This window comes from Serratia sp. UGAL515B_01, assembly GCF_033095805.1.
Classification (GTDB): domain Bacteria; phylum Pseudomonadota; class Gammaproteobacteria; order Enterobacterales; family Enterobacteriaceae; genus Chania.
This window is the reverse complement of the sequence record NZ_CP109901.1, coordinates 4,171,698-4,197,249: the sequence shown is the minus strand read 5'-3', so window position 1 is coordinate 4,197,249 and position 25,552 is coordinate 4,171,698. Positions and strand designations below refer to the sequence as shown.

Genomic DNA, 25,552 nt, shown 5'->3' with positions numbered 1-25,552 from the left:
GGCATTTCCATCATCAGAACTTAAAGCCCCGGTGCAATGCAACAATGCCACCGGTCAGATTAAAATAGGTGACGTTTTCAAAACCAGCCGCGCTCATCATACCTTTGAGCGTATCCTGATCGGGATGCATACGGATCGACTCAGCCAGATAGCGGTAGCTGTCTGGGTCTTTTACCACCAGCTCGCCAATTTTAGGCAGCACATGGAAGGAATAAGCGTCGTAAGCTTTACTTAATGGCTCTATCAACGGTTTGGAGAACTCGAGAACCAGCAGGCGACCACCCGGTTTTAACACGCGGAACATAGAGCGCAGTGCCTTATCTTTGTCGGTCACGTTACGTAAGCCAAAGGAAATGGTGATGCAATCAAAATAGTTATCAGGAAATGGCAGAGTTTCAGCATTTGCTTGCACATAGCTGATATTGCCGACAATGCCACGATCGCGCAGTTTTTCACGCCCCATTTTAAGCATCGAGTCGTTGATGTCCGCCAGTATTACCTGTCCTTGTTCACCAACCATACGCGAGAATTTGGCCGCCAGATCGCCAGTTCCCCCGGCCAGATCCAGCACGCGTTGACCACGGCGCACACCGCTGCAATCAATGGTAAAACGCTTCCAAAGCCGGTGGATACCAAACGACATCAGGTCGTTCATCACATCATACTTTGCCGCCACAGAGTGAAAAACGTTTGCCACCATGGCCTGCTTTTCGTCTCTCGCTACCGTACGAAAGCCAAAATCGGTGGTTTCCTGCGTTTGATCTACCATTGTCCTGCCTGCTATTCAGTCAATTTAGTGTCAAGGAGTGTACCAGAAAGCCGCAAAATACCCCACCTACTACGCGGTGGAACCAGGTTCTTCGGCGTCTTCATCGCCTCTACCTTGTAATGCAACACTCTCATTGTATCGCATTGCGGGAGTCTCATTATCATCTTGGATATCTGATTGCTGAGCTAATTGCGGGTTAATTGGCCGTTTAACCTCGACCCCCAACGCCCGGAACCCTTCAATCTGGCCAATAAGATTACCACGACCTTCGCTAAGTTTGTTCATTGCCAAGCGAAAAGTGCCCTGAGCTTTATCCAGGCTTTGCCCTAATGCAGACATATCGTCAACAAACAGGCGCATCTTGTCATACAGCCGTGCAGCACGATCGGCAATTCGCTGTGCGTTCTGACTTTGTTGCTCATAACGCCACAGGTTACTAATAGTGCGCAAAGCGACCAACAGCGTGGTCGGACTCACCAGCATGATATTGTGCCGCAACGCATCACCGATCAGGTCAGGTTCACGATCTATCGCCAGTAAAAATGCAGGCTCCACGGGGATAAACATCAACACGTAATCCAGTGAGCGTAAGCCCGGCAATTGTTGATAATCCTTCCGGCCTAAGAGGCGGATATGCCCACGCAGCGAAGCAATATGCTCATTCAATGCGCCCTCACGCTCAGTATCGTCCCCACTGTTAAAGTAACGTTCGTAGGCCACCAAAGACATCTTGGCATCTATCACCACGTCCTTGCCCTGAGGCAAACGCACAATAACATCGGGCTGCATACGGCTTTGATGATCCACGCGTACGTTAACCTGGGTTTCGTACTCATGCCCTTCGCGCAGACCAGAGGCCTCCAACACTCGACTCAGTACTACTTCTCCCCAATTGCCTTGCGTTTTGTTATCCCCTTTCAGCGCTTTGGTCAGATTGAGTGCTTCACGCGCCATTTGCGCATTCAGTTGCTGCAGGTTACGGATTTCGTGAGTTAGCGTATGCCGTTCGCGGGCTTCCTGACCAAAGCTCTCCTGCACTTGACGACGAAAACCGTCCAACTGCTCGCGTAAGGGCAACAGCAGACGGTCTAAACTTTGTTTATTCTGTTCATCCACCTTGCGTCCACTGTTTTCAAAAATCCGGTTCGCCAGGTTTTCAAACTGAGTGTTCAGGCGCTGTTCACTATTGATCAGTAACCGCTGTTTTTCTTCCGCCGCCATGCGGGTCTCTTCCAGACGAATCGTCACTTCACGCAATTCGGCCTCTTGCGCACTGATGACTTCACGCTGCGCCCGTAGCTCCTGATTCAATAATTCGCACTCATTACGCCAGTGATTGAGTTGCTGTAGCCTCTCCTGCCCAGCGGCGAGTTGACTATGCAGCGTGCGTAATTCCTGATCGTTTTGCCGCAGTTGCTGATCGCTGCGCTGTAATTTCTCTTGGCAGGTATCGTTTTCGATTTGTGTCTGCCGCAGAGATTGTTCCAGCAAGCGCAGATCGGTTTCATATTTGGCGCTGTGCTGCTGAGCCCTCAGGCTAACCATCAGCCATCCCAGCAGCAAACCTATCGCCATCCCACCAATACCATAAACCAAACTGGTATCCACCCTGCCTCCCATTAGCTATACGATCCCAGCACGTGTCGCGCTTGTTGCATGCAACGTTAAAGTGATGCTGTATGGGTGTCCAGTCTATTTTCATTCAGGAAGACGCAGCACCGATAAAAAAGACCAGGCTGTGTCCCTTAACTGTACGCGAGCGCCGTTGGCGGTCATTTGCGCGCATTGCTGCGTTGTTCGCCGCTTATTGGGTCCACCCAACCTCACGGCTCACGCCTTGTTCTGCGCGCAAATGGCGTCAGCCCGTAGGGTCGCGCCCCAAAAGCCTATTCTCTGTGTTATCGGGCTTGAGCAGAGGGCCACTCTGCCCTCCCCCCCTTGATAATGGGCTTTTGGGTCTGCGACGGCACCACGAACAGTTAAGAGGCATAGCCTAAAACAGTTTAAAGCGATACTCGGCGATAAACTCGGCAGCAAGAGAATGGGAACGGAAATAACGCCCTTCGGATATCACTGGCGTTTTATTCACATTCTTATAGGACCAACCTGGACCGATCCTGCTGAAAATCTTCAAATTTTTCAGCGCAGGATGCGAAGGAGCCCAACTGCCAAAAGCGTTGACTTCCCCCGTGTGCACCATCGTCCCTTGGTAGTTAAACTGGCCATAGTTGCCGGTAATACCTGCGCTAAACTCTGGGGTAATATGGTACTCGGCCAGCACTGCCAACATAGTTTCACCATCACGCAGATAGTCCTCGCCAACGTGGGACATTGAGGTGTAAGAGCCGCGTGAGTTTCTGGTCAATTGCCGCGGAAAAAAACCGAGTTCGCCTTCTCCTTTCGCTGCCCGTGTGTAGGAGGCCCCCAACTTAAGGTTCCAACGAGGTTCCTTCCATTTAACATCAAAGGCATAGTGATTAGCGGTACGATCAAAATTACGTCTGTCCAGCGCCATCACTTTGTAATCATCCAACGCCTGGGTGGCATAAATCTGGCTACTCAGACTGAGTTTTTTAGCGGGTTTAATCGTTAGGAGTAGGATCTGACGACGTAAGTAATTCTGCGACTCTCCATAAATCAATTGCCCATTAAACAGGTCATTTTTATAACCCAGCTCTCCTGTAGCAAGGTGGTTAATAAAACGCCTATCATTGGTTTGCAAACGCAGGCTGTCTGGAGAGTTCCGCTCCATGGAGCGCTCAACGTAGGCACCGCGTAAAGAAAGTCCAGCCCCCGTTATCCCCCCCGACCAGCCGAGGTAAGCGGTGGGTGAAAGATGTGTGGAGTTAGTAAGCACGCCATAGTCATGCAAAGTTTGCCAACCCCACTGTGCATTGAGCGCAGCACCACCAACCTCACCTTTAAGTTTGACATAGCGTTGACCAATCTTGCTGAAGCCAGTTGCATTACTTTTATCATTACCTGGCCCATTGTTATACAGCACTCCACGACTGTTGAAATAGTCGCTGGCTCCCAGTTTTACCGCACTGTAGTAATCAAGATTAACACCGAGAGTATCTGCCAGATAACCGGATTGATAGCTTAGCGCCAACCCTTGCCCCCAAGCGTTATGAACTCTTTTGGGATTAGCAGAATCCTCCTTGAGGTATTTCCAGATATTTTTCAGTGAAATTTCAGCATGGCTATCACTGAAAAAAGATGAGGAAAATACGTTTTCATCAGCAGCTTGAACGGTGGAAGATAATAGTGATACCGCAATAAAACACCATGAAAAGGAACTTTTCATTATTGTCATCCCTGAAATAGATCTAGTGAAAGCCAGCCGGGGATTTACACCCGGCATATCAAAATTATGAAGGTATATTTATTTTCACAAAAAAGCTTAATGACTTTTCTTTAAGGCCTCCTTTCCTTTTGATACATAACTCATGTCGCCAACGTCGGTTACCGTATATTTTCCATCTTTATAACTAATCTTCACTACCGCTGCATTTTCCAGTGGCTTATTTTTATTCGGATTATCAGTCATATCTGAAAGCATCATTAATATCGATAATCCTGAAGAAACCGCCAGTATATTTTTGTCTCCATCCTTTAAGGCATCCTGTACCATGGTATTCAAAGCACGCTGCATACGCGTTTTAACCTGGAGAGCATCTTCGGCCTCTTTTTGGTCATCACTCTTGCTGATGGTATCAACCATTGTGATAAGGTTGATTTTGCCTTCACTTACCTGCTTAAAAACAGTGACACCGGGAGCCAAACCCAGCGTTTTAGCAGAGGCATCGTACATATTTTCGTTTGGCAGCCCTTCAAATCCTCCGAAGAATACCTCACGTAAATCAGTAAGCTCCGTTACTTTAGCCTGCGGCTGTCCAATTTCCTGCAGGATAGTTTTCATCGTTTCGCGCTGCCGCCCCGCATCGCTGGTGTAATAGCGATCAAATGTGATCCCTTTTAAACCCGCCCCCAGATAGCGAGCCACTTCGACACCCGCAGGTGTCAGTGGTGAATCTGCCCAGCCCTGTACTCGTTCATAGGTATTAAGTATCGTTTTACCATGACGGGCAAAGTAAATATTTACGCTATCGGTTTCAGCAGCAGAAACATGAAGTACAGATGCCGAAGATAAAGAAAGCAGAGAGGCCAACAACCATGTTTTAATTTTCATTGATTATTCCTTAGTAGAAAATATTACGTCTATACGTTAGCTTTTTAATTACTCGCAGTCGTTACTTAACTAAACCACAAAAAAAACCCAAACCCGTGACAATTTTTCGTCAACAGATTTGGGTTTTGCCTGTTTATTAACAGTAACAATCCACTTATTTGGAAAATAACACCACTAAAAAGCCAGGGAAAGAAAAAACATTATCTTAAGATAAAATCGTGATCGAATTCTCACTTAGCTTTAATTATATTTAGCAATGAAAAGTAATTAATGAGGTTATACCCAAAATAATTCGAGTTGCATGTAGGCGGCAAGTCTGAGAGTCACCAGGAGCATAGCTCACTATGTGACCGGTACGAACGCACGAAGCCAACCCCCATGTAACTTGAAGTATGAAGGGTATAGACATTTAGGCGTTATCTTTTAGCTGCTCGCAAGTACCACTGGCGGTCATTTATGCCTAAATAGCCCCGTCTAATAGTGCTACAGGTGGGAGTGATGCAGGTTAGCCGACCGTTAAGCGCAGGGATGCGCGACACGAGCCCCCAGGGAGGGGTTCACGTCGTGTCGGCGTTCCGCATTATTCCCACCGACCTGAAGCTTACAGTGAAGCGGTATTAAGCGCGGTTATTTAGGAAAAGGTGTGAGCCGTGAGTTTTTCGTGGACTCAGTAAGCCGCGGACAACACAGCAATGCTTGCACGTGGTCCAAGCGCGGAAGGGCACGCTTTATCTGCGTTGTCGAGCTTGAACCTTGTGCCACTCAGCCTTTCACTCTCTATCTTGGATAACGAGCTTTTGGGTCTGCGACGGCACCACGGACAGTTAAGGGACACAGCCTAGCCCATCCACTGTGTCAACCACTTAATCCCAAATGCCCCGGGAGCCAAGATCCCAAATGCCCAGATCATCGCTGAGGTAATATTAGCGGTCTGGAACAACGTTTGTGGCATAGCGCAGATCCCCCGACCAACGGCACCACGGCACGCAATGGGCCGAAGAAGCGGCCAAAGAAAATACCCAGAACACCCCACCGTTCAAAAAATGCATGACCACGCACTAACAGCTGTGGATTACGCGAAAGCGGCCACATATGGGCAACACGATCCTGGTAGTGATATCCCACCCAATAGGAAAGCCAATCACCAAAAAATGCCCCTGCCGTAGCGGCGGCCCAAATCGGCCAGAAAGCAATGCCACTTTCGCCGATAAGTGCCCCCAACGCGAGCAAAATGACCGTTGCAGGCAGCAGCAAAGAAAGAAAAGCCAGTGACTCGCCAAATGCCAAAAAGAAGATGATAGGTACAGCCCAAGCTTCATGTTGGCGTATCACTTCGCTCACCCAGTCGACAACATCATTGAGGCTCAATTACCTGCTCCTGTTTAGATAAAAAACTAACCTCAATAATACGCAATCGCAAACCTCTCTGGCTAACCAATTATTCAAGATAGAACGCCTGCAACGTCTCTCGCTGGGCTTTCCCTAGCCCGTACTCATCCTCAAGCCAGCGATCAGCAGAGCCATATTGCTCACGAATACAGCCCAAAGCAGTCATCAGGAATTCTTCACGTGCGCTCAGTACATAGGCGAACTGCGCCAACGCAACAGCATCCAAACGAGTGGAGAGTTGATCCAACATCTGTTCACGGAAAACCGCCAGTGTGGTTTCAGTCAGCAGATAATCCTCCAGTACCGTAGTTTCATCTGCACCCAGCGCGAGCAGCACCAAAGCCGAACCAATACCGGTACGATCCTTACCCACTGCACAATGCTGAACAATGGCTCCACCTTCAGGTTGCATCAAAAGTTGGACCAACTGACGATATGCAGCATTGTTGAACGGCAGGCGTCGGTACAGTTCCAGCATAAATGCCTTGGCATCATACTCGCCAAACGTTTCACTGGTGAGTTTTTCCAGATTGGCATTCACTTCATTACTAAGCGGATTCGCTGGAACATGGTGATAGTTAGCCCCCTCCCATAGCACATCCGGTTTGGTCTGAACTTCATCGGCGTCTCGGTAATCCAGCACAAAACGCACCGGAATATCCGCCAGGAAACGGCAATCGCTCTCCGTCAGGCGCTCCAGAGAACCGGAACGAAACAAAAGCCCACGTTTGATACGGCCACCATCAGCAACGCTGTTACCCCCTAAATCGCGAAAATTAATACCCCCGTCAAGCGGTGCCAAAGATGGATGATGCAAGATCTGAACGGTCATAGACGTCCCCTCGTTGGTTATCTTGAGATGTGCAGACAGACAGACCATACAACTGCAGACAGCATGGAGCAAATGAATATAACCGTACTCATTCAGACTGCTGACAAAGTCGATTATTAGGGAGAGCGTGTCGATGGGGTCGTAACGGCGTAAGCCGTCTGTGCGCTAAGCCCAGATATCTCAGGCTAGAAGGCGGTTTTGTCATCAATCTCTGTTAATGGGACAGTGTTCCTTTAATTGCACGCAAGCACCACTGCCGTTAATTAAGAAACACAGCCTGGTGCGCAAAGCGACGAAATGGGCCGTTGAAAGGCCCGCAATTGGCAGCAACTACAGCAGACGACGAGCGGCTTCAACGACTATCTGCACCGCCTGGCTTTCAGTTTTCTGCATGATTTCGGCATTAGGGATCTCTTGTTGGGTACGATTGACTATCACACCGGCAACCATTCCCGCACGTAAGCCCTGGCTGGCACACATAGTCAGCAAGGTAGCAGATTCCATTTCATAGTTCATTACACCCATGGATTGCCATTCTGCCATCGAATCTTTGAAACGACGGATCACACGCCCCGAATAGGTATCGTAGCGTTCCTGACCGGGGTAGAAGGTGTCGGAAGATGCAGTAATGCCAATATGCGTTGTTGCACCACTGGCCTTGGCAGCTTCAACCAACGCAGTAGTACAGGCGAAATCCGCTACTGCTGGAAACTCCATCGGCGCAAAGTGCAAGCTGGCACCATCAAGACGCACAGCAGCAGTGGTAACAAGAACATCACCAACGTTGATATCGGCCTGAATGGCGCCGGTGGTACCAATACGCAGGAAGGTGCGAATACCCAATTGAGCGAGTTCTTCAACCGCAATCGATGTGGAAGGTCCGCCAATACCGGTTGAACACACGATCACCGCTTTGCCATCCAATTCTGCACGCCAGGAGGTAAATTCGCGGTGAGAGGCCAGGTGCACAGGGTTTGCCATCAGTTTGGCAATTTTCTCTACACGCAGTGGATCGCCGGGAACAATGGCCAGTGTAGCCCCTTGTAAATCATTTTTAGTAAGGCCAAGGTGAAAAACGTCAGACTGAGACATAGGTAGACTCCTCATGGAACCTGTTTATGGGGGGAACAAAAAAAGTACTCTACTGAAAACTTTCGGCGAATTTAGTGACTTAAATCACCACATGAAAAGAAACGAATATTTGAATACATTATTTTAGTGATGGATATCACAATTAAAGAGTGCCACGGGAAATGTTCTCGACAAGTTTAGGCTACAGCCCGTCAAATCCGACTGTGGCATGACAAATAAGCGGTAATCTTGCCTATATACCCAAGTTACTTCAAGAGTGCGGGTTGACGACAACTGCTGTCAGTTGGGGGAGTCTCACGGACGAGATCCTTTTATTCCCAGGAACTTGAAGGACGGCGGGTATCGCTAGGCTTCTCTCTATTACATGGAGACTACCAATGAAAACCGAACCAGAGATGATGCTCAACAAGGCTAAAGAGGGTTTCACCCCTGCCGTTGCGCCGTTAGCGGCGTCAACTATCTTGACCGATGAACACGACATACATGTTGGAGAAACCACGATCCCTTCACAAGGAGAAGACCTGCCAGCCTATATTGCCAAACCAGCCAATCATCCTGGGCCGCTCCCGGTCATTCTGGTGGTACAGGAAATCTTTGGCGTTCACGAACATATTCAAGATTTATGCCGTCGTTTGGCGAAACAAGGCTATATGGCGATTGCGCCGGAACTCTATTTCCGGCAGGGTGATGCCAGAGATTTCAGTGACATCGGTGAGTTGTTAAAAAAGCTGGTGAGTCACGTCCCCGACAACCAAGTATTAGCAGACTTGGATCACACCGCGCACTGGGCAACACGCCATGGCGGTGATGCCAGTAAACTGGCGATCACAGGTTTTTGTTGGGGTGGGCGCATCACTTGGCTGTATGCCGCGCATAATCCACAGTTGAAGGCAGCTGTAACCTGGTATGGCAAACTGGTCGGTGAAAAAACGCTGAATACGCCAAAGCATCCGGTCGATATTGCTACCCATCTTTCTGCCCCGGTGCTCGGACTGTATGGCGGTCAGGATGCCAGCATTCCTATGGATACAGTGGAAACCATGCGTCAGGCTATCCGCGCGGCCAATGCCGACGCAGAGATTGTTGTGTATCCAGAAGCCGACCATGCTTTTCACGCAGATTACCGCCCAAGTTATAACGCCGAAGCCTCAACCGATGGTTGGCAACGTATGTTGTCATGGTTTACACAGCACGGTGTGGTTGGCGTTAAATAGGCGTGTGTCCACATCCCTCAACTGAGTGAGGGGAAAAAGATGCCTAAAAATAGGGCGCACAAGCGCCCTGAGACTGATGATAAAGCCATGATAGGTCGAAGGATAGCGAGGGCAACTTACTCGGTACTTCCTGATAATCATGCCGACGTTTCGGTCGCAAAACTGTCGTTGTTTTATTTAATGCCAGTGACTGCGACCGAGTCAGGAGCTTGCCAAATCAGGAGAACAAGCCCAACGTGAGCCCCCAGAACTCTCCTCGGTGTGTCAGGCCACGTGCATCCAAGGGTTACAAAGCTACTTTGTCATCAACCTCTGGCTTGTACTCACGAAGACGATGTGCCGCCAATACCATGTTCGCCAACGCTTGACGGGTTTCGGTCCAACTACGGGTTTTTAGACCACAGTCCGGGTTAACCCACAACCGTCCTGCAGGGATATTCTGTGCGGCTTTACGCAATAGCGCCTCAATCCATTCCACGCTTGGAACGTTAGGTGAATGAATATCGTAGACGCCCGGCCCAATTTCGTTCGGATAGTCGAACGCTTTAAACACTTCCAACAGATCCATATCAGAACGCGAGGTTTCGATAGTGATCACATCAGCATCCAGATCTGCAATAGCGTCCATAATGTCGTTAAACTCGCAATAACACATATGGGTATGGATCTGCGTATCATCCTTTGCCACGGCAGCATTGAGTTTAAAAGCATTCACCGCCCAGTTGAGATAGGCCGACCAATCGGATTGACGCAGCGGTAAACCTTCACGCAATGCGGGTTCATCGATCTGAATGATGCCGATACCGGCCTTCTGTAAATCCGCCACTTCGTCACGCAGCGCCAACGCAATCTGTTTGGCGATCGTTTCGCGGGTGACATCTTCGCGTGGGAATGACCAACAAAGAATGGTCACCGGCCCCGTCAACATACCTTTTACCGGCTTGTCGGTCAGCGACTGGGCAAACTTGGCCCACTCGACGGTGATCGCATTCGGACGGCTGATGTCGCCAATGATCACCGGCGGTTTAACACAGCGTGAGCCATAGCTCTGCACCCAACCGTTTTGGGTAAACACAAAACCATCAAGATTTTCGCCAAAGTACTCCACCATATCGTTGCGTTCAGCTTCGCCATGAACCAATACGTCCAGCCCTAGCCTTTCTTGCTCGACGATAGCCTGCTTGATATGTTCACCAATGCTGATGCGGTAGTTCTTCGCATCCAAACGGCCTTGCTTGAAATCCAGACGCAAGCCACGAATTTCGGTGGTCTGGGGGAAAGAGCCAATAGTGGTGGTTGGCCAGACTGGCAGGTTGAAACGATCCTGCTGAACCTGCGCACGCAGCGCATAAGGCTGCTGACGCTCGATATCCCTGGGTGTGATTGCCGCTAAGCGTTGTTGAACCTGCGCATTATGCACCCGGCTGGACTGGCGGCGAGCACGTATTGGCGCACTGTAAGCATCCAGTTCCGCCCGTTTGGCTGCATTTCCGCTATTCAAAGCACCACTCAGTAACGACAACTCAGCACATTTCTGCAAAGCGAAGGCAAACCAGCCCTTCACTTCCGCGTCCAAGCGGTTTTCCACGTTCAGGTCGATCGGACTATGCAGCAGTGAGCAAGAGGTTCCGATCCACAGCGTGCGGCAGTTAACCAAGGGTTGCAAACGTTCGAACCAAGTGCTCAGGTCAGCCCGCCAGACGTTACGGCCATTAATCACCCCCAAAGAGAGTAGCCACTCTTTCGGTAGCGTATTATTCAGCTCGGCAACGTCATCAGAACCTGCCACCAAATCCACATGCAGGCCCTGAACTGGCAATGTACAGAGAGTCTCCAGATTATGGCCAATGCTATCGAAATAGGTGGTCAGCAACAGTTTTACCGGCCCCTGAAGCGCAGAGTATGCTGGTTTGAAAGCGTCCAACCAGGCCTGCGGCAACTCCAGTACCAGCGCAGGTTCATCGATCTGAACCCACTCAATACCGCGTTTGGCTAACTCCACCAGCACTTGCTGGTAGACGGGGAGGATATCATTCAGCAGTGATAGACGATCAAACTGCTCCCCCTTCACTTTACCCAACCAGAGATAAGTTACCGGGCCAAGTAAAACCGGTTTGATTTTATGGCCGAGTGCCAACGCTTCATCGACCTCATCCAGTAGTTGAGTCCAAGTCAGTTTGAACTGTTGACCTAGAGTAAATTCAGGCACCATATAGTGATAGTTGGTGTTAAACCATTTGGTCATTTCAGCTGCCGCCGCCGGTTCACCGGTCGGTGCTCGTCCACGACCAATCCGAAACAGTGTATCAAGATCGATCGACCCATCTTTATTCAGGTGACGCACAGGGACATTGCCCAGCAGCAGGCTGGTCGTCAACACGTGATCGTACCAGGCAAAGTCGCCAACCGGCACCAAATCTACCCCTGCCTGCTGCTGTTGTTGCCAGTGACGAGCCCGCAACTCCCGGCCCACAGCCAGTAGTTCTTCCTGCGTTGAATGACCAGCCCAGTAACTTTCTTGCGCTTTTTTCAGTTCACGGCGCAACCCAACGCGTGGAAAACCCAGTGTGTGATTCAAAATTGTCATTATCATACCCTCCATTTAGCCATCCAGATGTTTACACATCCATAATCCGCAGGTACTGTATGATCCACAAGCGCAATATTTTCACTGTCACTGTGAAGGACTCTCATGATCGAACTGAAACACTTAAGGACGCTGCAGGCACTGCGTAATACCGGCTCACTGGCTGCCGCCGCTGCGCAACTCCATCAGACGCAATCTGCGCTTTCACATCAATTCAGCGATCTGGAACAACGCCTGGGCTTCAAACTGTTCGTTCGTAAAAGCCAGCCATTGCGTCTCACACCGCAAGGAGAGATCTTGTTACAACTGGCAGAACAGGTATTGCCGCAGATCCAGCAAGCGCTGCAGGCATGTCGCCAACCACATCAGGCCACATTACGCATCGCTATCGAATGCCATAGTTGTATTCAGTGGTTAACCCCGGCGCTCGACAACTTCCGCTTACGCTTTCCGCAGGTAGTGATGGACTTCCAATCCGGCGTAACGTTCGATCCACAACCAGCCTTGCAGCATGGTGAGTTGGATCTGGTTCTCACCTCAGACATTCTTACACGTAGTGGGCTGCATTATTCGCCAATGTTTGATTTTGAAGTGCGGTTGATATTAGCCCCGGACCATCCATTAGCGGCTAAGCCGCATATTGAACCAGAGGATTTAAGTGAAGAAACGTTAATGATTTATCCGGTACAGCGCCAACGGTTAGATATCTGGCGACATTTTCTGCAACCCGCAGGCATCAACCCGGTATTGAAAAATGTCGATAACACGCTGTTGATGATCCAGATGGTTTCCGCCCGCATGGGTATTGCAGCGCTCCCGCACTGGGTGGTAGAGAATTTTGAACGCCAAGGATTAGTAGTGACTAAAACACTGGGTGATGGGCTTTGGAGTCGGCTTTACGCAGCAACACGCGACGGTGAACAACGCCAGGCAGTGACCGAGGCGTTTATACGCTCTGCGCGACAACATGCTTGCGATCACTTGCCGTTCGTACGCGATGCAGCTCGGTCTGACATTGCCAGCCTAAATAGCTACGCGTAATAGTGCTACAGGCCGTTGAGCGCATAAAGGCACGATAAGAGCCCCCTGGGAGGGATGGACCACGTTCGACGTTACTTATCATTCCCACCGGCCTGAAGCGTGATGCGTAGCGGTATTAAGAACCCTATTTAGGGGCGACCCAACGACGATGCACCCAAAGAGAAGCAACAATCACCGCACCGCCGATAAGAAAACTGGCCCAGTGCGGCGGCTGTTGCCAGACAGCAAAATTAACCAGTAGGCCCGCGGGTACGTGCATGTTATTCATAATACCCAACGTACCTGCATCCACCTGAGTCGCGCCGTAGTTCCACATAAAATACCCCAGCCCGGAAGCTACCACCCCCAGCCAAACCAGAATGCCCCATTGCAGGCCGGTAGTCGGCAGTTGATGAGGGTTCCCCCACAGACACCAGGCGATCGCAGCTACCGCCAACGCCCCCAAATAGAACCACGAAAACGCGGTGTGTTGTGGAATCGGATGTACTTCCATAAGCCGTTTATACCCCACCATGCCAATAGCAAAGCTGATGTTTGCTGCCTGGACTAACAGCAGTCCCCACCAAAAATGCTCACTCAACTGGTGATAACGGATAATCGCAGCCCCTAATACCGCCAGCAGTGCACTGAATAGATAGCTCCAACGCAAGCGATGGCCACTGATCAAATCATAAATCAGCGTGATATAAAGCGGCGTCAACACCGTAAACAATAAAAACTCGGCCACCGTCAGATACATAAAGGCGCGGAAGCTTAACAGATACATGATGCCAAGCTGGCACGCTCCCACAACCATGTACAACAGGATCACTTTCATCTTGATATTGCGCCAGCGCAAAAATGGCAGGAATACTAACGCTGCCAGCCCAACGCGCATCAACACCGAAAACCAGCTGTCAACATGGCCTGCTAGGTATTCGCCTATCAGGCTAAAAGAAAATGCCCATAAAATGGTGGTAATAACCAGAAGCCACACGTCAAATTCACCTTGAAACGATGCAAAAAGGCGATTGTAGCGGAAGGTAGAATATAAAGTGACAGAATATAGGTTAACATTTGGTTAAAAATAAACCTGTTCATGCGATATGCACATGTCTACAACAGATAATCCTCAGGTAAAAACAACATGTTCTCGTGAAATTTCGCAACCTATCGAACAATGCGGTGTACTGCCGGCGCATTAAGGTTATTGAGCACCGCTTTTTAGGCAGTTACCCATCATGTGAATGATGCAATCTTGGACGTGAATTTACGGTTTTATTGCATTTGGAAAACCATTCAGGCTATCCATACAGATAATCAGGATATCTTGAAAATCAGGCTGCTTTTCAGGCAGCCTACGAATTCAAACTATGGCTCAAAATACCTATCATGGTATTCATATTTCCTTGCCGATAGAGTCCTGCCTCTTTATCGAATATTTCGATTTGCTCTCTGGTTTCTGCCGGCACAGTCAGAATAAAACGGCACCCTTGGCGGATGGCATTTTTCTTGCAGGTTTTAATCTGCATATAAGAAAAATCATTAGAAATACTTAACTGTGGAAAGGCATTTCTTAAGGTGCGCCCAACCGTCAATGCATAATCTTTTGCCACTGCGCTGCTAGGAATAATCACAACATCAACCAACCGCTGTTTCAGCATATTCCTGTGGGTGAGCTTTAACAGGCGCATCATCGGGTCCAGCATAAAAGCAAAACCGCAGGCAAAAACCGGCTTATCAAGTTGCTGGCTGGCACTGGCATCATAGCGCCCGCCACGACAAAGCAGGGTAGTCGTTTCCAGTTTATCCGAATGCCATTCAAACAGAGTCTGGCAATAGTCATTAGCCGGATAAAGGTCCGCATCTACAACAAACGGAATACCCACCAGGCTAAGCGCTTGGGTTAACGATTCAAAGCGCTGTCGAGAGACCGGTGAAATAAATTCGTCACGTTTTGGTGCCTTGATCTGCAAGATTTTCAGCAACGCGTCCGCCTCTTGCAACAGTTTCTCTGGCATATGCTGCAACCACCCTAGCCACACCTCATTAAACAAAGCGGAAAACGGTTGATAATATTGACGTAGCGCCTCACGGAAGCGCATGAATTCCAGACTGCTGCCAAGTGTGTTTATCTTGAGCTCAACGTGCGGCCTTAGCTGTAACGAATGGAAGAAATCGTACTGCAGCATGATTTGCTCCAGCTCGATATCAATATGTTGATAGCCAAACGCCTCAACTCCCACCTGCTGATACTGTTCAATATGATATTTCTCTTCATCAGAAGCGCGGAACATGGTTCCTAGATACCAAAGCCGGCTGGTGGCCTGCAAATGCTGATGTTGCGCAATCGCTCTCAAACTCCCCATTGTACCCTCAGCACGCAAAAGCGTAGGGTGACCGCAAAGAAAATCGTTACCCGGCGCAAGATTGTTAGAGAACGGGAAAGCGTTTTCACTGCATTCTTCCAACAGTGGTAGACGGATTTCCTGGTAACTGTAACGCTGTAGCAGTCGCGATGCCTGATTTTCCAGCCAGACCCAATCAGCGACCTGACTATGGTAATGTTTACGGGGACGTCCACGATTACGGGGCATGACATGACGATGAATCAATCCCTCAACCTGTTGGCAATACTTAGGCGTACCTAACACACAGTTCTGATTCAGACAAATTTGGATCCGTTCTTGAATGGCAGGACTGAGCGGTGTCTGCATAAAGTGACGATACCTGGCGGCTTGCTGTTGAAGACTATTACCTAACTGCAGGTATTCGTTATGCGGGGTAATTCTGTTCAGTATTGTTTCACCTATATTGTGGCCGTAACTGCTCCAGACTGGGTTAACACCTAAAACCTCAGGTTGTAATTTTGCGTAAGTATCGATGAATTGCTGAGCCAATAAAAAATAGGCTCCAGGTTCAACCGGGCAACTGTCAAAACGCCTTTCCCACAGTGAACCGCTACGGTGATATTTATGGTTGTAATAAGGGACATAACTACGTCCAATATGCTGAATGAGACGACTGAGAGCCTCTTTACTCTCAGGTGTTAACAGCAATAGCAACTTATGCGGAAGCAGGGTATAAGCATGCAACAAACAGGAATATTGCTTCAATGAATTATCCATATAGTGCAAAAACGAAAGATAATCCTCGTCATCAATAAATAGGCAGTCATGATTATGACCCCGCAACTGAATAAGTTGCGGCAATCCTGGTATATAAATTCGATCTCTTCTGGACATTTTATTTTAGTATATTTAGCTGTGGATTTATCGGTGCTACGTATTAACGTAAATTAAACAACCACTGATATAACCAAGTGACCTTTAGTAGCAAACCGGCAACCAGCACCAACGTAATTTGAAAAGCGGCAGGCATATAATACGTAGAGCACCAGATTTAATATCTCATTACTTACCCCCTCATTGTCAATGAAATTATTTTTTGAAAAAAATCAAAAGGTATATTTTGTAATAAATATGTTCCTTGGATGTTGCTATTGATAAAAAACTTACCAAAAAATAAAAAATAAAAATGGGACAGAGTGCTTTTATTATATTAATTGCCGAAAAAGGTATTTTTCAGGCAAATAAAAAACGCGCTGATTTATAGGTGTGACCTCTATCACACCCATCTCTCTTTCAGTTCTTAGAATCCACATTGTCTTAGGTGCTATACCCAATAGATTTCAAAATGCAGATAACTGCCCCGAAGAAACGAAATCCACGGATGGAACGAGTGCGCAGCCAAAACCCCTGCAGTTTGAGAGATGAAAGGTATATTCACTTCCTTCTAATAGTTACTTACAGGACATTTATTATGGGATCAGTAAGTGCAAGTTCAGCCCACAAGATGGGGGTTGTCGCGCTTACACTTGTCACCGCATCGAACATGATGGGGTCAGGTGTATTTATGTTACCAACCAACCTTGCTGGGGTAGGTTATATATCGCTGTGGGGCTGGTTATTTACCATCATAGGCGTTATTGCTTTGGCGCTGGTTTTTGCTAAAACCAGTTTGATTACGCCACGTAATGGCGGAATTGTTGCTTATGCCAGCGATGCCTTCGGCCCATTTATCGGTTTTCAAACAACAATGTGCTATTGGATTAGCGCCTGGGTGGGCAACGTTGCCCTATTGGTAGCAGGCGTAGGCTACCTGAGTTATTTCTTCCCTCAACTACGGGACCCGAGCGTTGGCAGTATTGTGGCTATCGCCATCCTGTGGGGCTTTGTTGTACTTGCCAGTTTCGGCGCTCGGGTGGCTGGCCGCGCTCAATCCTTCACCGCAAGCTGCATGTTAGTTGTGGTTCTCGGTGTTGGTGTCGTTGGCTGGTTCTGGTTTGATCCTCATATGTTCACACAGGTGTACAACGGGACGGGAAAAAGTGATTCATCCGCCATTATCACCGCAGCTTCAATCGCGCTGTGGGGCTTTCTTGGTGTTGAATCTGCGGTTGTCTCCTCGGGTCAGGTTGAAAAACCGGAATACACCGTACCCAGAGCGACGGTATACGGCCTGCTGATAGCTTCCGTCTGCTACGTAGGCAGTTGCTCGGTCATTATGGGGCTGGTTCCTCACAGTGAACTGGTCAATTCTGCCGCCCCATTTGCCGATGCTGCACGCTACATGTTTGGTGAAACCGCCGGTAATATCGCTTCTGCACTCAGCATCATCGCCTGCTTCGGCTCCATTTCCGGCTGGTTGATTCTTCAGTCAGAGGGGCCGCGTGCGGGGGCTGAACAGGGGTTGTTTCCACAATTCTTCGCCGCCACGAATAAAAATAATGTGCCGATGAAAAGCCTGATATTTACGGGTGTACTAATGAGTGCCGTATTACTCATGACGGCATCGCCAAACTTGGCTAAACAGTTTGAGGTTGTCATCCTGATGTCGGTATTTGCGTCGTTATTACCCTATATGTACGCATTGATTGCTCTACCCATCATCATGGTTTCCAAAAAAATAAACCGCGGCAGAACTTTTATGTTTTATAGCGTCATGGTCGTTATTGGGATGGTATACAGCATATTTGCTCTGCTTGGTTCAGGTTCAGACTCCATGTTCTGGGGGATTGTCATGATGATGTTAACCATTCCACTTTTCTGCTTTGTCGCCGCAGGGCGCAGTAAAAAAGGAGCCGATGTCCTTTATCTTGATAAAAAAGCCTGAGTTATTTTCGTTATATTTCAAGTTACCTATGTGTTGACTGTGTTTCCTCCGCTGTCACAGAGTGAAATATTCGACTGTGTCGCGCGAACCGTCACCTTTATGCAACGCGAATTACCCTGAAATATATCAATTGAATTAACCAATAAACAGAGAGATTAAAAAATGACTTTATCTATTGCCGACCAAAATAAACTCGACGCATTCTGGTCTTATTGTGTAAAAAACCAATACTTTAATATTGGCTATCCTGAGTCAGCAGATTTTGACTATACATTACTGGAACGTTTTATGCGTTTCTCTATTAATAACTGTGGTGACTGGAATGAGTATTGTAACTATCTTTTAAACTCTTTTGAGTTTGAAAAAGAAGTCATGGTGTACTTTGCCGATCTGTTCAAAATTCCCTTTGAGGAGAGTTGGGGATACATCACTAACGGAGGGACCGAAAGTAACATGTTTGGTTGCTATCTGGGCCGTGAGATTTTCCCTGATGGTACGCTCTACTATTCTAAAGACACCCATTATTCAGTGGCCAAAATTGTCAAACTTCTGCGTATTAAATCGCAGGTTGTTGAGTCTTTGCCTAGTGGCGAAATAGATTACGACGATCTACTTGCCAAAATTGCAAAAGATAATGAAAAACATCCGATTATTTTTGCCAATATAGGCACGACTCTACGGGGTGCCATCGATGATATTCACCTTATCCAGCAACGGCTGAAAGACGTTGGGTTCAAACGCGAAGACTACTACCTGCATGCGGACGCGGCATTAAGCGGGATGATCCTGCCATTTGTCGATGAGCCACAGGGTTTCACCTTTGCCGATGGTATCGACTCGATCGGGGTTTCCGGCCATAAAATGATCGGTTCCCCTATACCTTGCGGGATCGTTGTCGCCAAGAAAAAGAATGTTGATCGTATCTCGGTTGAAATTGATTACATCTCTGCACACGACAAAACAATCACCGGCTCTCGTAACGGCCATACACCGATGATGATGTGGGAAGCCATAAAAAGCCGAAGCTTTGAAGATTGGCAACGCCGTATCGCGCACAGCCTAGGCATGGCGCAATACGCTGTTGAACGCATGCAAAAAGCAGGGATTGACGCTTGGCGCAATAAAAACTCCATCACGGTCGTTTTCCCTTGTCCCTCAGAAACCGTGTGGAAAAAACACTGTCTGGCAACATCGGGCGACGTCGCTCACCTTATCACCACGGCTCACCATTGGGACTCCAGCCAAGTTGATGCGTTGATCGATGACATCATTGCCGATAGCCGTTCGAAAGCAGCATAAAAAGCAGTGGCAACCAGGCTGTGTCCCTTTCTTACTTCCGTTGCCGGAACTGACACCAATCACACCGGCAACGTCCTTTAACCTAAGCAGAACAGGCGAATGATGCAACCTTTTGGCACGCATTTTCGCCCGCAGTAGCCACTTTAGCGAAGATAAAATGACATGGATTCACACCACCAAACCGCCCACCGCATGGGGCTGACGGCGCTAACCATAATGACAGCGTCTAATATGATGGGTAGCGGCGTTTTTATGTTACCAAGCTCATTGGCTCGAATCGGATCAATTTCCGTTTGGGGGTGGGTACTGACTTTCTGTGGCGTTCTCGCGCTTGCCCTGGTATTTGCCAAAGTCAGCGAGTTGGCACCTTGCAAGGGGGGCGTCATCGCCAATATCGGCCACGCTTTTGGCCCGTATATCGGGTTACAAGCGACGCTGTTTTACTGGCTTTCTACTTGGATTGGTAATTGCGCGCTACTGGTTTCCGGCGTTGGCTATCTCGCCTACTTTTTCCCCATCCTGCTTAAGCCTCTCTATGCTGCGTTAACCTGCATCACTCTTCTCTGGGGCTTTGTTATTTTGGGACTGCAGGGGGCCAGGATCGTCGGTTATGCCCAAATTTTTACCGGCTCCTGCATGCTTATTGTGATACTCAGCATCGGCATTTCAGGCTGGTTTCATTTTGATTACGGCCTCTATACACAATTCTATAACGTCACCAACCAAAGCAATACACATGCCATTATGGCCGCAGCGGTCATTTCGCTGTGGGGATTTCTAGGCATCGAATCCGCCTCGGTTTCAGAGGCACAGGTTATTAACCCTAAACGTAATATTCCACTGGCGACAATCTGTGGATTAGCGATTGCCGCGTTGTGCTACATCAGTTCCAGTAATGTCATTATGGGGATTTTGCCTCATTCACAGCTGCTCGCTTCAACGTCCCCCTTTGCAGACACGGCTCGATTTTTGTGGGGGCCAACTGTAGGGCAGTGCATTTCAGCTATGGCGATTATCGCTTGCCTAGGCGCCATGCCAGGCTGGCAGATCCTGCAAACGGAGGTTCCACGATCCGCAGCGGAGGCGGGACTATTCCCACGAATGTTTGCCGCAACCAATCAACGCGGGGTGGCTTACAAGGGGTTGATTTGCACCGCCAGCCTAATGACCGGCGTTATCCTGCTCACCATCTCTCCCAATCTGGAGCAACAGTTCAGGACGATCATTACTCTGGCCATTTCCGCCTGTCTTATCCCCTATGCCTTTGCCGCCGTTTCTCTTCCCGTCGTGATGGTAGCCAAGAAACTCAGGCACAGCAGGCAATTTGCGGTTTATAGCAGTTTGAGCCTGTTAGGGTTGGCTTTTATCGTTGTGGTGCTGATGGGAGCGGGTACACAAGCGCTCTACTGGGGAGTAATGATGCAGATGATCACAATCCCTTTATATCTCCTTTTCGTCATACGACAGCAAACATTCAAAGGAACACCAGTTACCCCTTTTTTTTCAGAACAGTGCTTTGGGCATGGGCCCTCAGTGCCGAACTCTGCTGGCAACACTGACGGCAGATATCGTATCGATACAGTATATAAGGAAGATTAATGATGAAAATTCAGTCAATTAGAGGGATGAGGGACATTCTTCCGGAAGAAACCCCTTTCTGGCAGTGGTTGGAAAGCAAAGTGCGGGATATTACCTACCGCTATGGTTATCAGGAAGTTCGCCTGCCCCTGCTAGAACCGGTCGCGCTGTTTGAACGTGCGGTAGGTGAGTCTACCGATATTGTCTCCAAGGAAATGTATAATTTTCGCGACAAGAATGGGGAGCATATTACCCTTCGCCCAGAAGGAACCAGCGGCTGTGTGCGCGCCGTGATCGAAAACAACATGTGTTACAACACCACTCAGCGGCTTTGGTATCAAGGCCCGATGTTCCGCTATGAGCGTCCGCAAAAGGGTCGGTTGCGCCAGTTCACCCAATTTGGCGTAGAGACCTTTGGCATGGCTGGGGCAGATATCGATGCAGAGCTAATCTATATGGTGAAGGATCTGTTCACTGCTCTGGGGGTAGACCGCTATCTACGCTTGGAGATTAACTCCCTTGGTACTCTGCCGGAACGGAAAGAACACCGTCAAAAACTGGTCGCGTATTTTAATCAGCACAGGACATTACTCGATGAAGACAGTTTGAAACGTCTGGAAACCAACCCATTACGTATTCTGGACAGTAAAAACCCAGCTATGCAGGAGATGCTGGAGAATGCGCCACAGTTGCTGGATTTTCTCGGGGAAGCGTCTCAGCAACATTTTGCCGAGCTGTGCCAACTGTTGGAACAGGCAAAAATTGAGTACGTCATCAATCCGCGTCTGGTCAGAGGGTTGGATTACTATACTCGTACAGTTTTTGAATGGATAACTGACGAATTAGGCTCTCAAGGCACAGTCTGCGGCGGCGGGCGCTATGATGGCCTGGTCGAGTTATTCAGTAATAAAGAGCTACCAGCCTCAGGTTTTGCCATCGGTATTGAACGGCTGCTGCTGTTGATCCAAACGGTGAACAGTGACAAAAGTATCACCAACCAACCCGACATTGTGGTGACCTATGAGGAAGAAACCGCCAACATTACCGCATTACTTCTGGCAAACCGAATACGTCAACGTCTGCCACAAATGAAAGTCTTTAGTGACTTCAGTGGATCTAAACTCAAACGCCAACACAGTAACGCCTTGAAAACTGGCTGCCGCTATATTGTGACTCTTAACGCTAATGGCCAAATTGGCCTGTGGGATTTGTTGAAAGACCAAAGTGAAACCGTAGCAGAAGAGAAAATCGGGGCAATAATAGAGGAAAACTCAAAAGTAACAGGGAGTACAGCCGGACAGTAACCTAACCGCGCCGTGTAAGTCCCAGCTAAAAGGCTTACACGGCAGAAGTTTAACGATCAGAAATCAGCGCCAATCAGATCGATACGATCGGTACAAATGCAATCAACACCCCAATTCAGCAACAAACGCGCACGTTCAGGGCTGTTAACGGTATATACCAGAATACGTAGCCCAGTTTCTTTCAGCATTGCAACCCGCTCGACGGTCAGTACGTTGTGGTTAATATGTAACGATACGCAGCCGAGGCGTTCAGTCAGTTCACGCCAGTCATTGTCCCATTCATCCAGTAACAAACCACGCGGCAGCTCCGGCACCGTACGCTGCGCAGCCGCCAGTGCTGCAACCGAGAATGAAGAAAGCAACGGGTCGTTCTGGCCTTCCCACAGCAAGCGAGCAGCCAGCGCCACAACACGGCCCGTTTCATCATCGCTACCGGCTGTCGGTTTAATTTCAATATTTGCCATCATGCCGTATTGTTTGCAGCGTTCAGCCACCTCAGACAACAGCGGCAAACGCTCCCCTTTGAAGGCCGCACTGTACCAGTTACCCGCATCCAACTGTATAAGCCGATCCCACGGTAGCTTACCCGCTAGGCCCCAGCCATTGCTGGTGCGGTCGAGAGTATCGTCATGGAGCAGGAATATTTGCCCGTCCTGTGACAGTTTGGCATCAAATTCGATCATTCTGTGGCCGTGATGGGCTCCAACGTCGATTGCTGCCAACGTGTTTTCAGGTGCCAATGAACCGCCGCCACGGTGGGCGACAATATGAGGGTAAGGCCAGGCTGTAGTCATCATTCCATCCGTATTCCGCAGTATGGCTGTGTCCCTCAATTACACACGATCGCCGCTGGCAGTCATTTGTGCGCAGAGCAAGGCGTGAGCCGTGAGGTTTGGTGGGCCAAATAAGCGGCAAACAACGCAGCAATGCACGCCAATGGCGTCAGCCCGTGGGGTCCGCCCAAAAAGCGCATTCACCCTGTTGTCGGGCTTGAACAGAGGGCCACTCTGCCCTTCACCCTCCGCCTTGATAATGGGCTTTTGGGGCTGCGACGGCACCACGGACAGTTAAGGAACACAGCCTAGTATGAGAACGGGCATCGGCGGCATGGAATTCTCCACACCGCCGCAAAGAGTATTACAGAGAACGGCGCAGACGGGCGACCGCTTCCTGCATTTGTTGTTCGGTTGCGGTGGCAAATGATAAGCGGAAAGTGGAACGATCGGGCTTATCAGAGAAGAAGTATTCCCCAGGCACAAACACCACGCCTTGCTCCAATGCGGCCTTCAACCACCCAGTCGCATCAAACGGTTGGCGGAAACGCGCCCACAGGAACATCCCCCCTTTGGGCATATCGAAACTGATCTCATCACCCAGCTCTTTTTCAACCAATCCTGCCAGGATCTCGCATTTCTGCTTATAGGCAGCGCGGATCTTCTCGATCTGAGCTGGGAGACGACCCAGACCCAAGTAGCACTCTGCAACGCTCTGCGACAATGAGCTGGCATGCAGATCCGCTGCCTGCTTGATAATGGCCACTTTATGCAGCAAGAAGGGTGGCAAGATTGCCCAACCCACACGCAGACCAGGCGCCAAGATCTTGGAGAAGGTTGAAGTATAGATAATGTTTTCTGTATGGCCCAACACCTGCTGAGAGACCTGATACAGCGTCGCGTTGCGTTCCTCAGTGAATCTCAGTTCACCGTAGGGGTCATCTTCAACAATCAGGAAATTGTGCTCGACAGCCAATTTTACCAACTGCTCGCGGCGGGCCGTGCTCAGTGTCAAACCACTCGGGTTGCCGAAGTTCGGCACCACGTATACCCCTTTGATTTTCTGGGTTTTCAGTAGTTCAACCAATTCATCAACCACCATACCATCGCTGTCTGAAGAGACAGACATGATATTGGCTTCCGCCAATTCCAACGTCTGCAGCGCCGCTAGATAAGTTGGGCGTTCCACGACAAATACGTCACCTGGATTAATCACGGCCCGCATCACCAAGTCCAGAGCCTGTTGGGAACCTGCCGTTACTATAACATCTTCAGGTTTTGCACGGACGCCACGGTCCGCACAGAGTGCGCAGATACGTTCACGTAACAGATAACTGCCTTCGGTCAATCCGTACTGGAAAGCGCTTTTCGGTTGGTCGGTAATTGCCTGCTGAGTAGCAATGTTCAATCCTTCGAAGTCAAACAGCGCATCAGAAGGAATACCGCCCGCCAGCGAAATGACGTTCTCCATCTTACTGTGCTTGAGCAATTCACGGATCGCCGAGCTTTTTACGTTTACGATGCGCTGCGCGAGTAATCCTTCAGTCTTCATTGCTTATTCTCGTCATCATTAATAATACGGGGGCAACCCATTTGGTGCCCCCTGATATATAAATATCTAGCCGCCTAGATAAGCGGATCTCACTGCTTCGTTTGCTAACAGTGCGGTGCCTGTATCTTCCAATACCACGCGGCCGTTTTCCAGTACATAACCACGATCCGCCAGTTTTAATGCCTGATTGGCGTTTTGTTCCACCAGGAAGATGGTCATACCTTCTTCACGCAGCTGATGGATAATGTCGAAAATCTGCTGGATAATGATAGGCGCTAGCCCTAGAGAGGGTTCATCCAGCAATAGCAATTTGGGTTGGCTCATCAACGCCCGGCCAATCGCCAGCATCTGTTGCTCACCACCGGACATGGTGCCCGAACGCTGATTACGGCGCTCCAACAAACGAGGGAAAAGGCCGAATACCCGTTCAATACGTTGCTGATACTCTTCTCGATTGGCAAAGAAACCACCCATCGCCAAATTTTCTTCCACTGTCATGCGCGAAAATACGCGCCGTCCTTCGGGCACAATCGCCACTGCTTCACGCATGATACGCGCGGTCTGCCACTGGGTGATATCCTGATCTAAAAGGATAATCGTACCTTCGGATGCGCGCGGTTCACCGCATAGCGTTCCTAACAGCGTGGTTTTACCGGCACCATTGGCACCGATCAGGGTGACTATTTCTCCCTGTTGAATATTCAGGCTTACCTGGTGCAGCGCCTGAATTTTGCCGTAATGGGCGGATACCTGATTAAATGACAACATATGATAAT

At 49.1% G+C, this 25,552-nt stretch carries 18 protein-coding genes and 1 pseudogene; 6 read left to right on the top strand and 13 right to left on the bottom strand.

All coding sequences use genetic code 11. The annotated features are described in order from the left end of the window. Positions 1 to 13 precede the first annotated feature (13 nt). The 7 genes and pseudogenes from ubiE to udp all read right to left on the bottom strand — a co-directional run bounded on the left by ubiE (position 14) and on the right by udp (position 8,274). Positions 14 to 769, bottom strand: a complete 756-nt coding sequence (gene ubiE, locus OK023_RS18980; protein WP_317694194.1) for a bifunctional demethylmenaquinone methyltransferase/2-methoxy-6-polyprenyl-1,4-benzoquinol methylase UbiE — start codon at positions 767 to 769, stop codon at positions 14 to 16. Between the two features lie 69 nt (positions 770 to 838). Next, on the bottom strand, positions 839 to 2,377 hold the full coding sequence (gene rmuC, locus OK023_RS18975) for a DNA recombination protein RmuC (RefSeq protein ID WP_317694193.1): 1,539 nt from the start codon (positions 2,375 to 2,377) through the stop codon (positions 839 to 841). A gap of 385 nt (positions 2,378 to 2,762) precedes the next feature. Further along, the gene (locus OK023_RS18970; protein ID WP_317694192.1) at positions 2,763 to 4,076 is read right to left on the bottom strand and encodes an OprD family outer membrane porin; all 1,314 of its coding nucleotides are present in this window, start codon (positions 4,074 to 4,076) and stop codon (positions 2,763 to 2,765) included. Positions 4,077 to 4,172: 96 nt separating this feature from the next. Next, on the bottom strand, positions 4,173 to 4,955 hold the full coding sequence (locus OK023_RS18965; protein ID WP_411569428.1) for a histidine phosphatase family protein: 783 nt from the start codon (positions 4,953 to 4,955) through the stop codon (positions 4,173 to 4,175). Between the two features lie 844 nt (positions 4,956 to 5,799). Then, positions 5,800 to 6,329, bottom strand: a pseudogene (locus tag OK023_RS18960) (DedA family protein). A 70-nt stretch (positions 6,330 to 6,399) separates the two neighbouring features. Continuing rightward, entirely contained in the window at positions 6,400 to 7,182 is a 783-nt protein-coding gene (locus OK023_RS18955; RefSeq protein ID WP_317694190.1) for a tyrosine-protein phosphatase, read from the bottom strand. A 330-nt stretch (positions 7,183 to 7,512) separates the two neighbouring features. Beyond that, positions 7,513 to 8,274 (bottom strand): uridine phosphorylase, encoded by a 762-nt coding sequence (udp, locus tag OK023_RS18950; protein WP_317694189.1) that lies wholly within the window; start codon positions 8,272 to 8,274, stop codon positions 7,513 to 7,515. 377 nt (positions 8,275 to 8,651) lie between these two features. On the opposite strand from udp, the gene OK023_RS18945 reads away from it, so the two are divergent. Continuing rightward, entirely contained in the window at positions 8,652 to 9,488 is an 837-nt protein-coding gene (locus OK023_RS18945) for a dienelactone hydrolase family protein (protein ID WP_317694188.1), read from the top strand. 286 nt (positions 9,489 to 9,774) lie between these two features. On the opposite strand, the gene metE is transcribed toward OK023_RS18945, so the two are convergent. Further along, complete coding sequence (gene metE, locus OK023_RS18940) at positions 9,775 to 12,075, bottom strand: 5-methyltetrahydropteroyltriglutamate--homocysteine S-methyltransferase (protein ID WP_317694187.1); 2,301 nt, start codon at positions 12,073 to 12,075, stop codon at positions 9,775 to 9,777. A 105-nt stretch (positions 12,076 to 12,180) separates the two neighbouring features. On the opposite strand from metE, the gene metR reads away from it, so the two are divergent. Then, a complete protein-coding gene (metR, locus tag OK023_RS18935; protein WP_317694186.1) occupies positions 12,181 to 13,116 on the top strand; it encodes an HTH-type transcriptional regulator MetR in 936 nt (311 codons plus the stop codon). A 124-nt stretch (positions 13,117 to 13,240) separates the two neighbouring features. Here the strand turns inward: metR and OK023_RS18930 are convergent, their stop codons facing one another. Together OK023_RS18930 and OK023_RS18925 are read right to left on the bottom strand one after the other, a co-directional pair. Next, positions 13,241 to 14,092 carry a carboxylate/amino acid/amine transporter gene (locus OK023_RS18930; protein WP_317694185.1) on the bottom strand — a complete coding sequence of 284 codons (852 nt, stop codon included), beginning with the start codon at positions 14,090 to 14,092 and terminating at the stop codon, positions 13,241 to 13,243. 361 nt (positions 14,093 to 14,453) lie between these two features. Then, positions 14,454 to 16,211 carry an ATP phosphoribosyltransferase regulatory subunit gene (locus tag OK023_RS18925; protein WP_317694184.1) on the bottom strand — a complete coding sequence of 586 codons (1,758 nt, stop codon included), beginning with the start codon at positions 16,209 to 16,211 and terminating at the stop codon, positions 14,454 to 14,456. Positions 16,212 to 16,917: 706 nt separating this feature from the next. On the opposite strand from OK023_RS18925, the gene hdcC reads away from it, so the two are divergent. The 4 genes from hdcC to hisS all read left to right on the top strand — a co-directional run bounded on the left by hdcC (position 16,918) and on the right by hisS (position 22,451). Then, positions 16,918 to 18,270, top strand: a complete 1,353-nt coding sequence (hdcC, locus tag OK023_RS18920) for a histidine-histamine antiporter (protein ID WP_317694183.1) — start codon at positions 16,918 to 16,920, stop codon at positions 18,268 to 18,270. A gap of 162 nt (positions 18,271 to 18,432) precedes the next feature. Beyond that, positions 18,433 to 19,569: a histidine decarboxylase gene (locus OK023_RS18915; RefSeq protein ID WP_317694182.1), complete on the top strand. Its 1,137-nt coding sequence runs from the start codon at positions 18,433 to 18,435 to the stop codon at positions 19,567 to 19,569. A 162-nt stretch (positions 19,570 to 19,731) separates the two neighbouring features. Continuing rightward, on the top strand, positions 19,732 to 21,168 hold the full coding sequence (locus OK023_RS18910; RefSeq protein ID WP_317694181.1) for an amino acid permease: 1,437 nt from the start codon (positions 19,732 to 19,734) through the stop codon (positions 21,166 to 21,168). Next, a complete protein-coding gene (gene hisS, locus OK023_RS18905; protein ID WP_317694180.1) occupies positions 21,168 to 22,451 on the top strand; it encodes a histidine--tRNA ligase in 1,284 nt (427 codons plus the stop codon). Before OK023_RS18910 ends, hisS begins: the two co-directional genes overlap by 1 nt. A 56-nt stretch (positions 22,452 to 22,507) precedes the next feature. Here the strand turns inward: hisS and ugpQ are convergent, their stop codons facing one another. From ugpQ to livF, 3 genes are all read right to left on the bottom strand, one after another. Further along, positions 22,508 to 23,245 (bottom strand): glycerophosphodiester phosphodiesterase, encoded by a 738-nt coding sequence (ugpQ, locus tag OK023_RS18900; RefSeq protein ID WP_317697841.1) that lies wholly within the window; start codon positions 23,243 to 23,245, stop codon positions 22,508 to 22,510. 343 nt (positions 23,246 to 23,588) lie between these two features. After that, the gene (locus tag OK023_RS18895) at positions 23,589 to 24,776 is read right to left on the bottom strand and encodes a PLP-dependent aminotransferase family protein (RefSeq protein ID WP_317694179.1); all 1,188 of its coding nucleotides are present in this window, start codon (positions 24,774 to 24,776) and stop codon (positions 23,589 to 23,591) included. Positions 24,777 to 24,842: 66 nt separating this feature from the next. Beyond that, entirely contained in the window at positions 24,843 to 25,544 is a 702-nt protein-coding gene (gene livF / locus OK023_RS18890; protein WP_317694178.1) for a high-affinity branched-chain amino acid ABC transporter ATP-binding protein LivF, read from the bottom strand. Positions 25,545 to 25,552 lie beyond the last annotated feature (8 nt).

Excerpts from the sequence above, each read along its gene's own strand:
- ubiE (WP_317694194.1), bottom strand. The coding sequence starts at position 769 with ATGGTAGATCAAACGCAGGAAACCACCGATTTTGGCTTTCGTACGGTA.
- OK023_RS18970 (WP_317694192.1), bottom strand. The coding sequence starts at position 4,076 with ATGAAAAGTTCCTTTTCATGGTGTTTTATTGCGGTATCACTATTATCT.
- OK023_RS18955 (WP_317694190.1), bottom strand. The coding sequence starts at position 7,182 with ATGACCGTTCAGATCTTGCATCATCCATCTTTGGCACCGCTTGACGGG.
- udp (WP_317694189.1), bottom strand. The coding sequence starts at position 8,274 with ATGTCTCAGTCTGACGTTTTTCACCTTGGCCTTACTAAAAATGATTTA.
- OK023_RS18945 (WP_317694188.1), top strand. The coding sequence starts at position 8,652 with ATGAAAACCGAACCAGAGATGATGCTCAACAAGGCTAAAGAGGGTTTC.
- metE (WP_317694187.1), bottom strand. The coding sequence starts at position 12,075 with ATGACAATTTTGAATCACACACTGGGTTTTCCACGCGTTGGGTTGCGC.
- metR (WP_317694186.1), top strand. The coding sequence starts at position 12,181 with ATGATCGAACTGAAACACTTAAGGACGCTGCAGGCACTGCGTAATACC.
- hdcC (WP_317694183.1), top strand. The coding sequence starts at position 16,918 with ATGGGATCAGTAAGTGCAAGTTCAGCCCACAAGATGGGGGTTGTCGCG.
- OK023_RS18915 (WP_317694182.1), top strand. The coding sequence starts at position 18,433 with ATGACTTTATCTATTGCCGACCAAAATAAACTCGACGCATTCTGGTCT.
- OK023_RS18910 (WP_317694181.1), top strand. The coding sequence starts at position 19,732 with ATGGATTCACACCACCAAACCGCCCACCGCATGGGGCTGACGGCGCTA.
- hisS (WP_317694180.1), top strand. The coding sequence starts at position 21,168 with ATGATGAAAATTCAGTCAATTAGAGGGATGAGGGACATTCTTCCGGAA.
- ugpQ (WP_317697841.1), bottom strand. The coding sequence starts at position 23,245 with ATGACTACAGCCTGGCCTTACCCTCATATTGTCGCCCACCGTGGCGGC.
- OK023_RS18895 (WP_317694179.1), bottom strand. The coding sequence starts at position 24,776 with ATGAAGACTGAAGGATTACTCGCGCAGCGCATCGTAAACGTAAAAAGC.
- livF (WP_317694178.1), bottom strand. The coding sequence starts at position 25,544 with ATGTTGTCATTTAATCAGGTATCCGCCCATTACGGCAAAATTCAGGCG.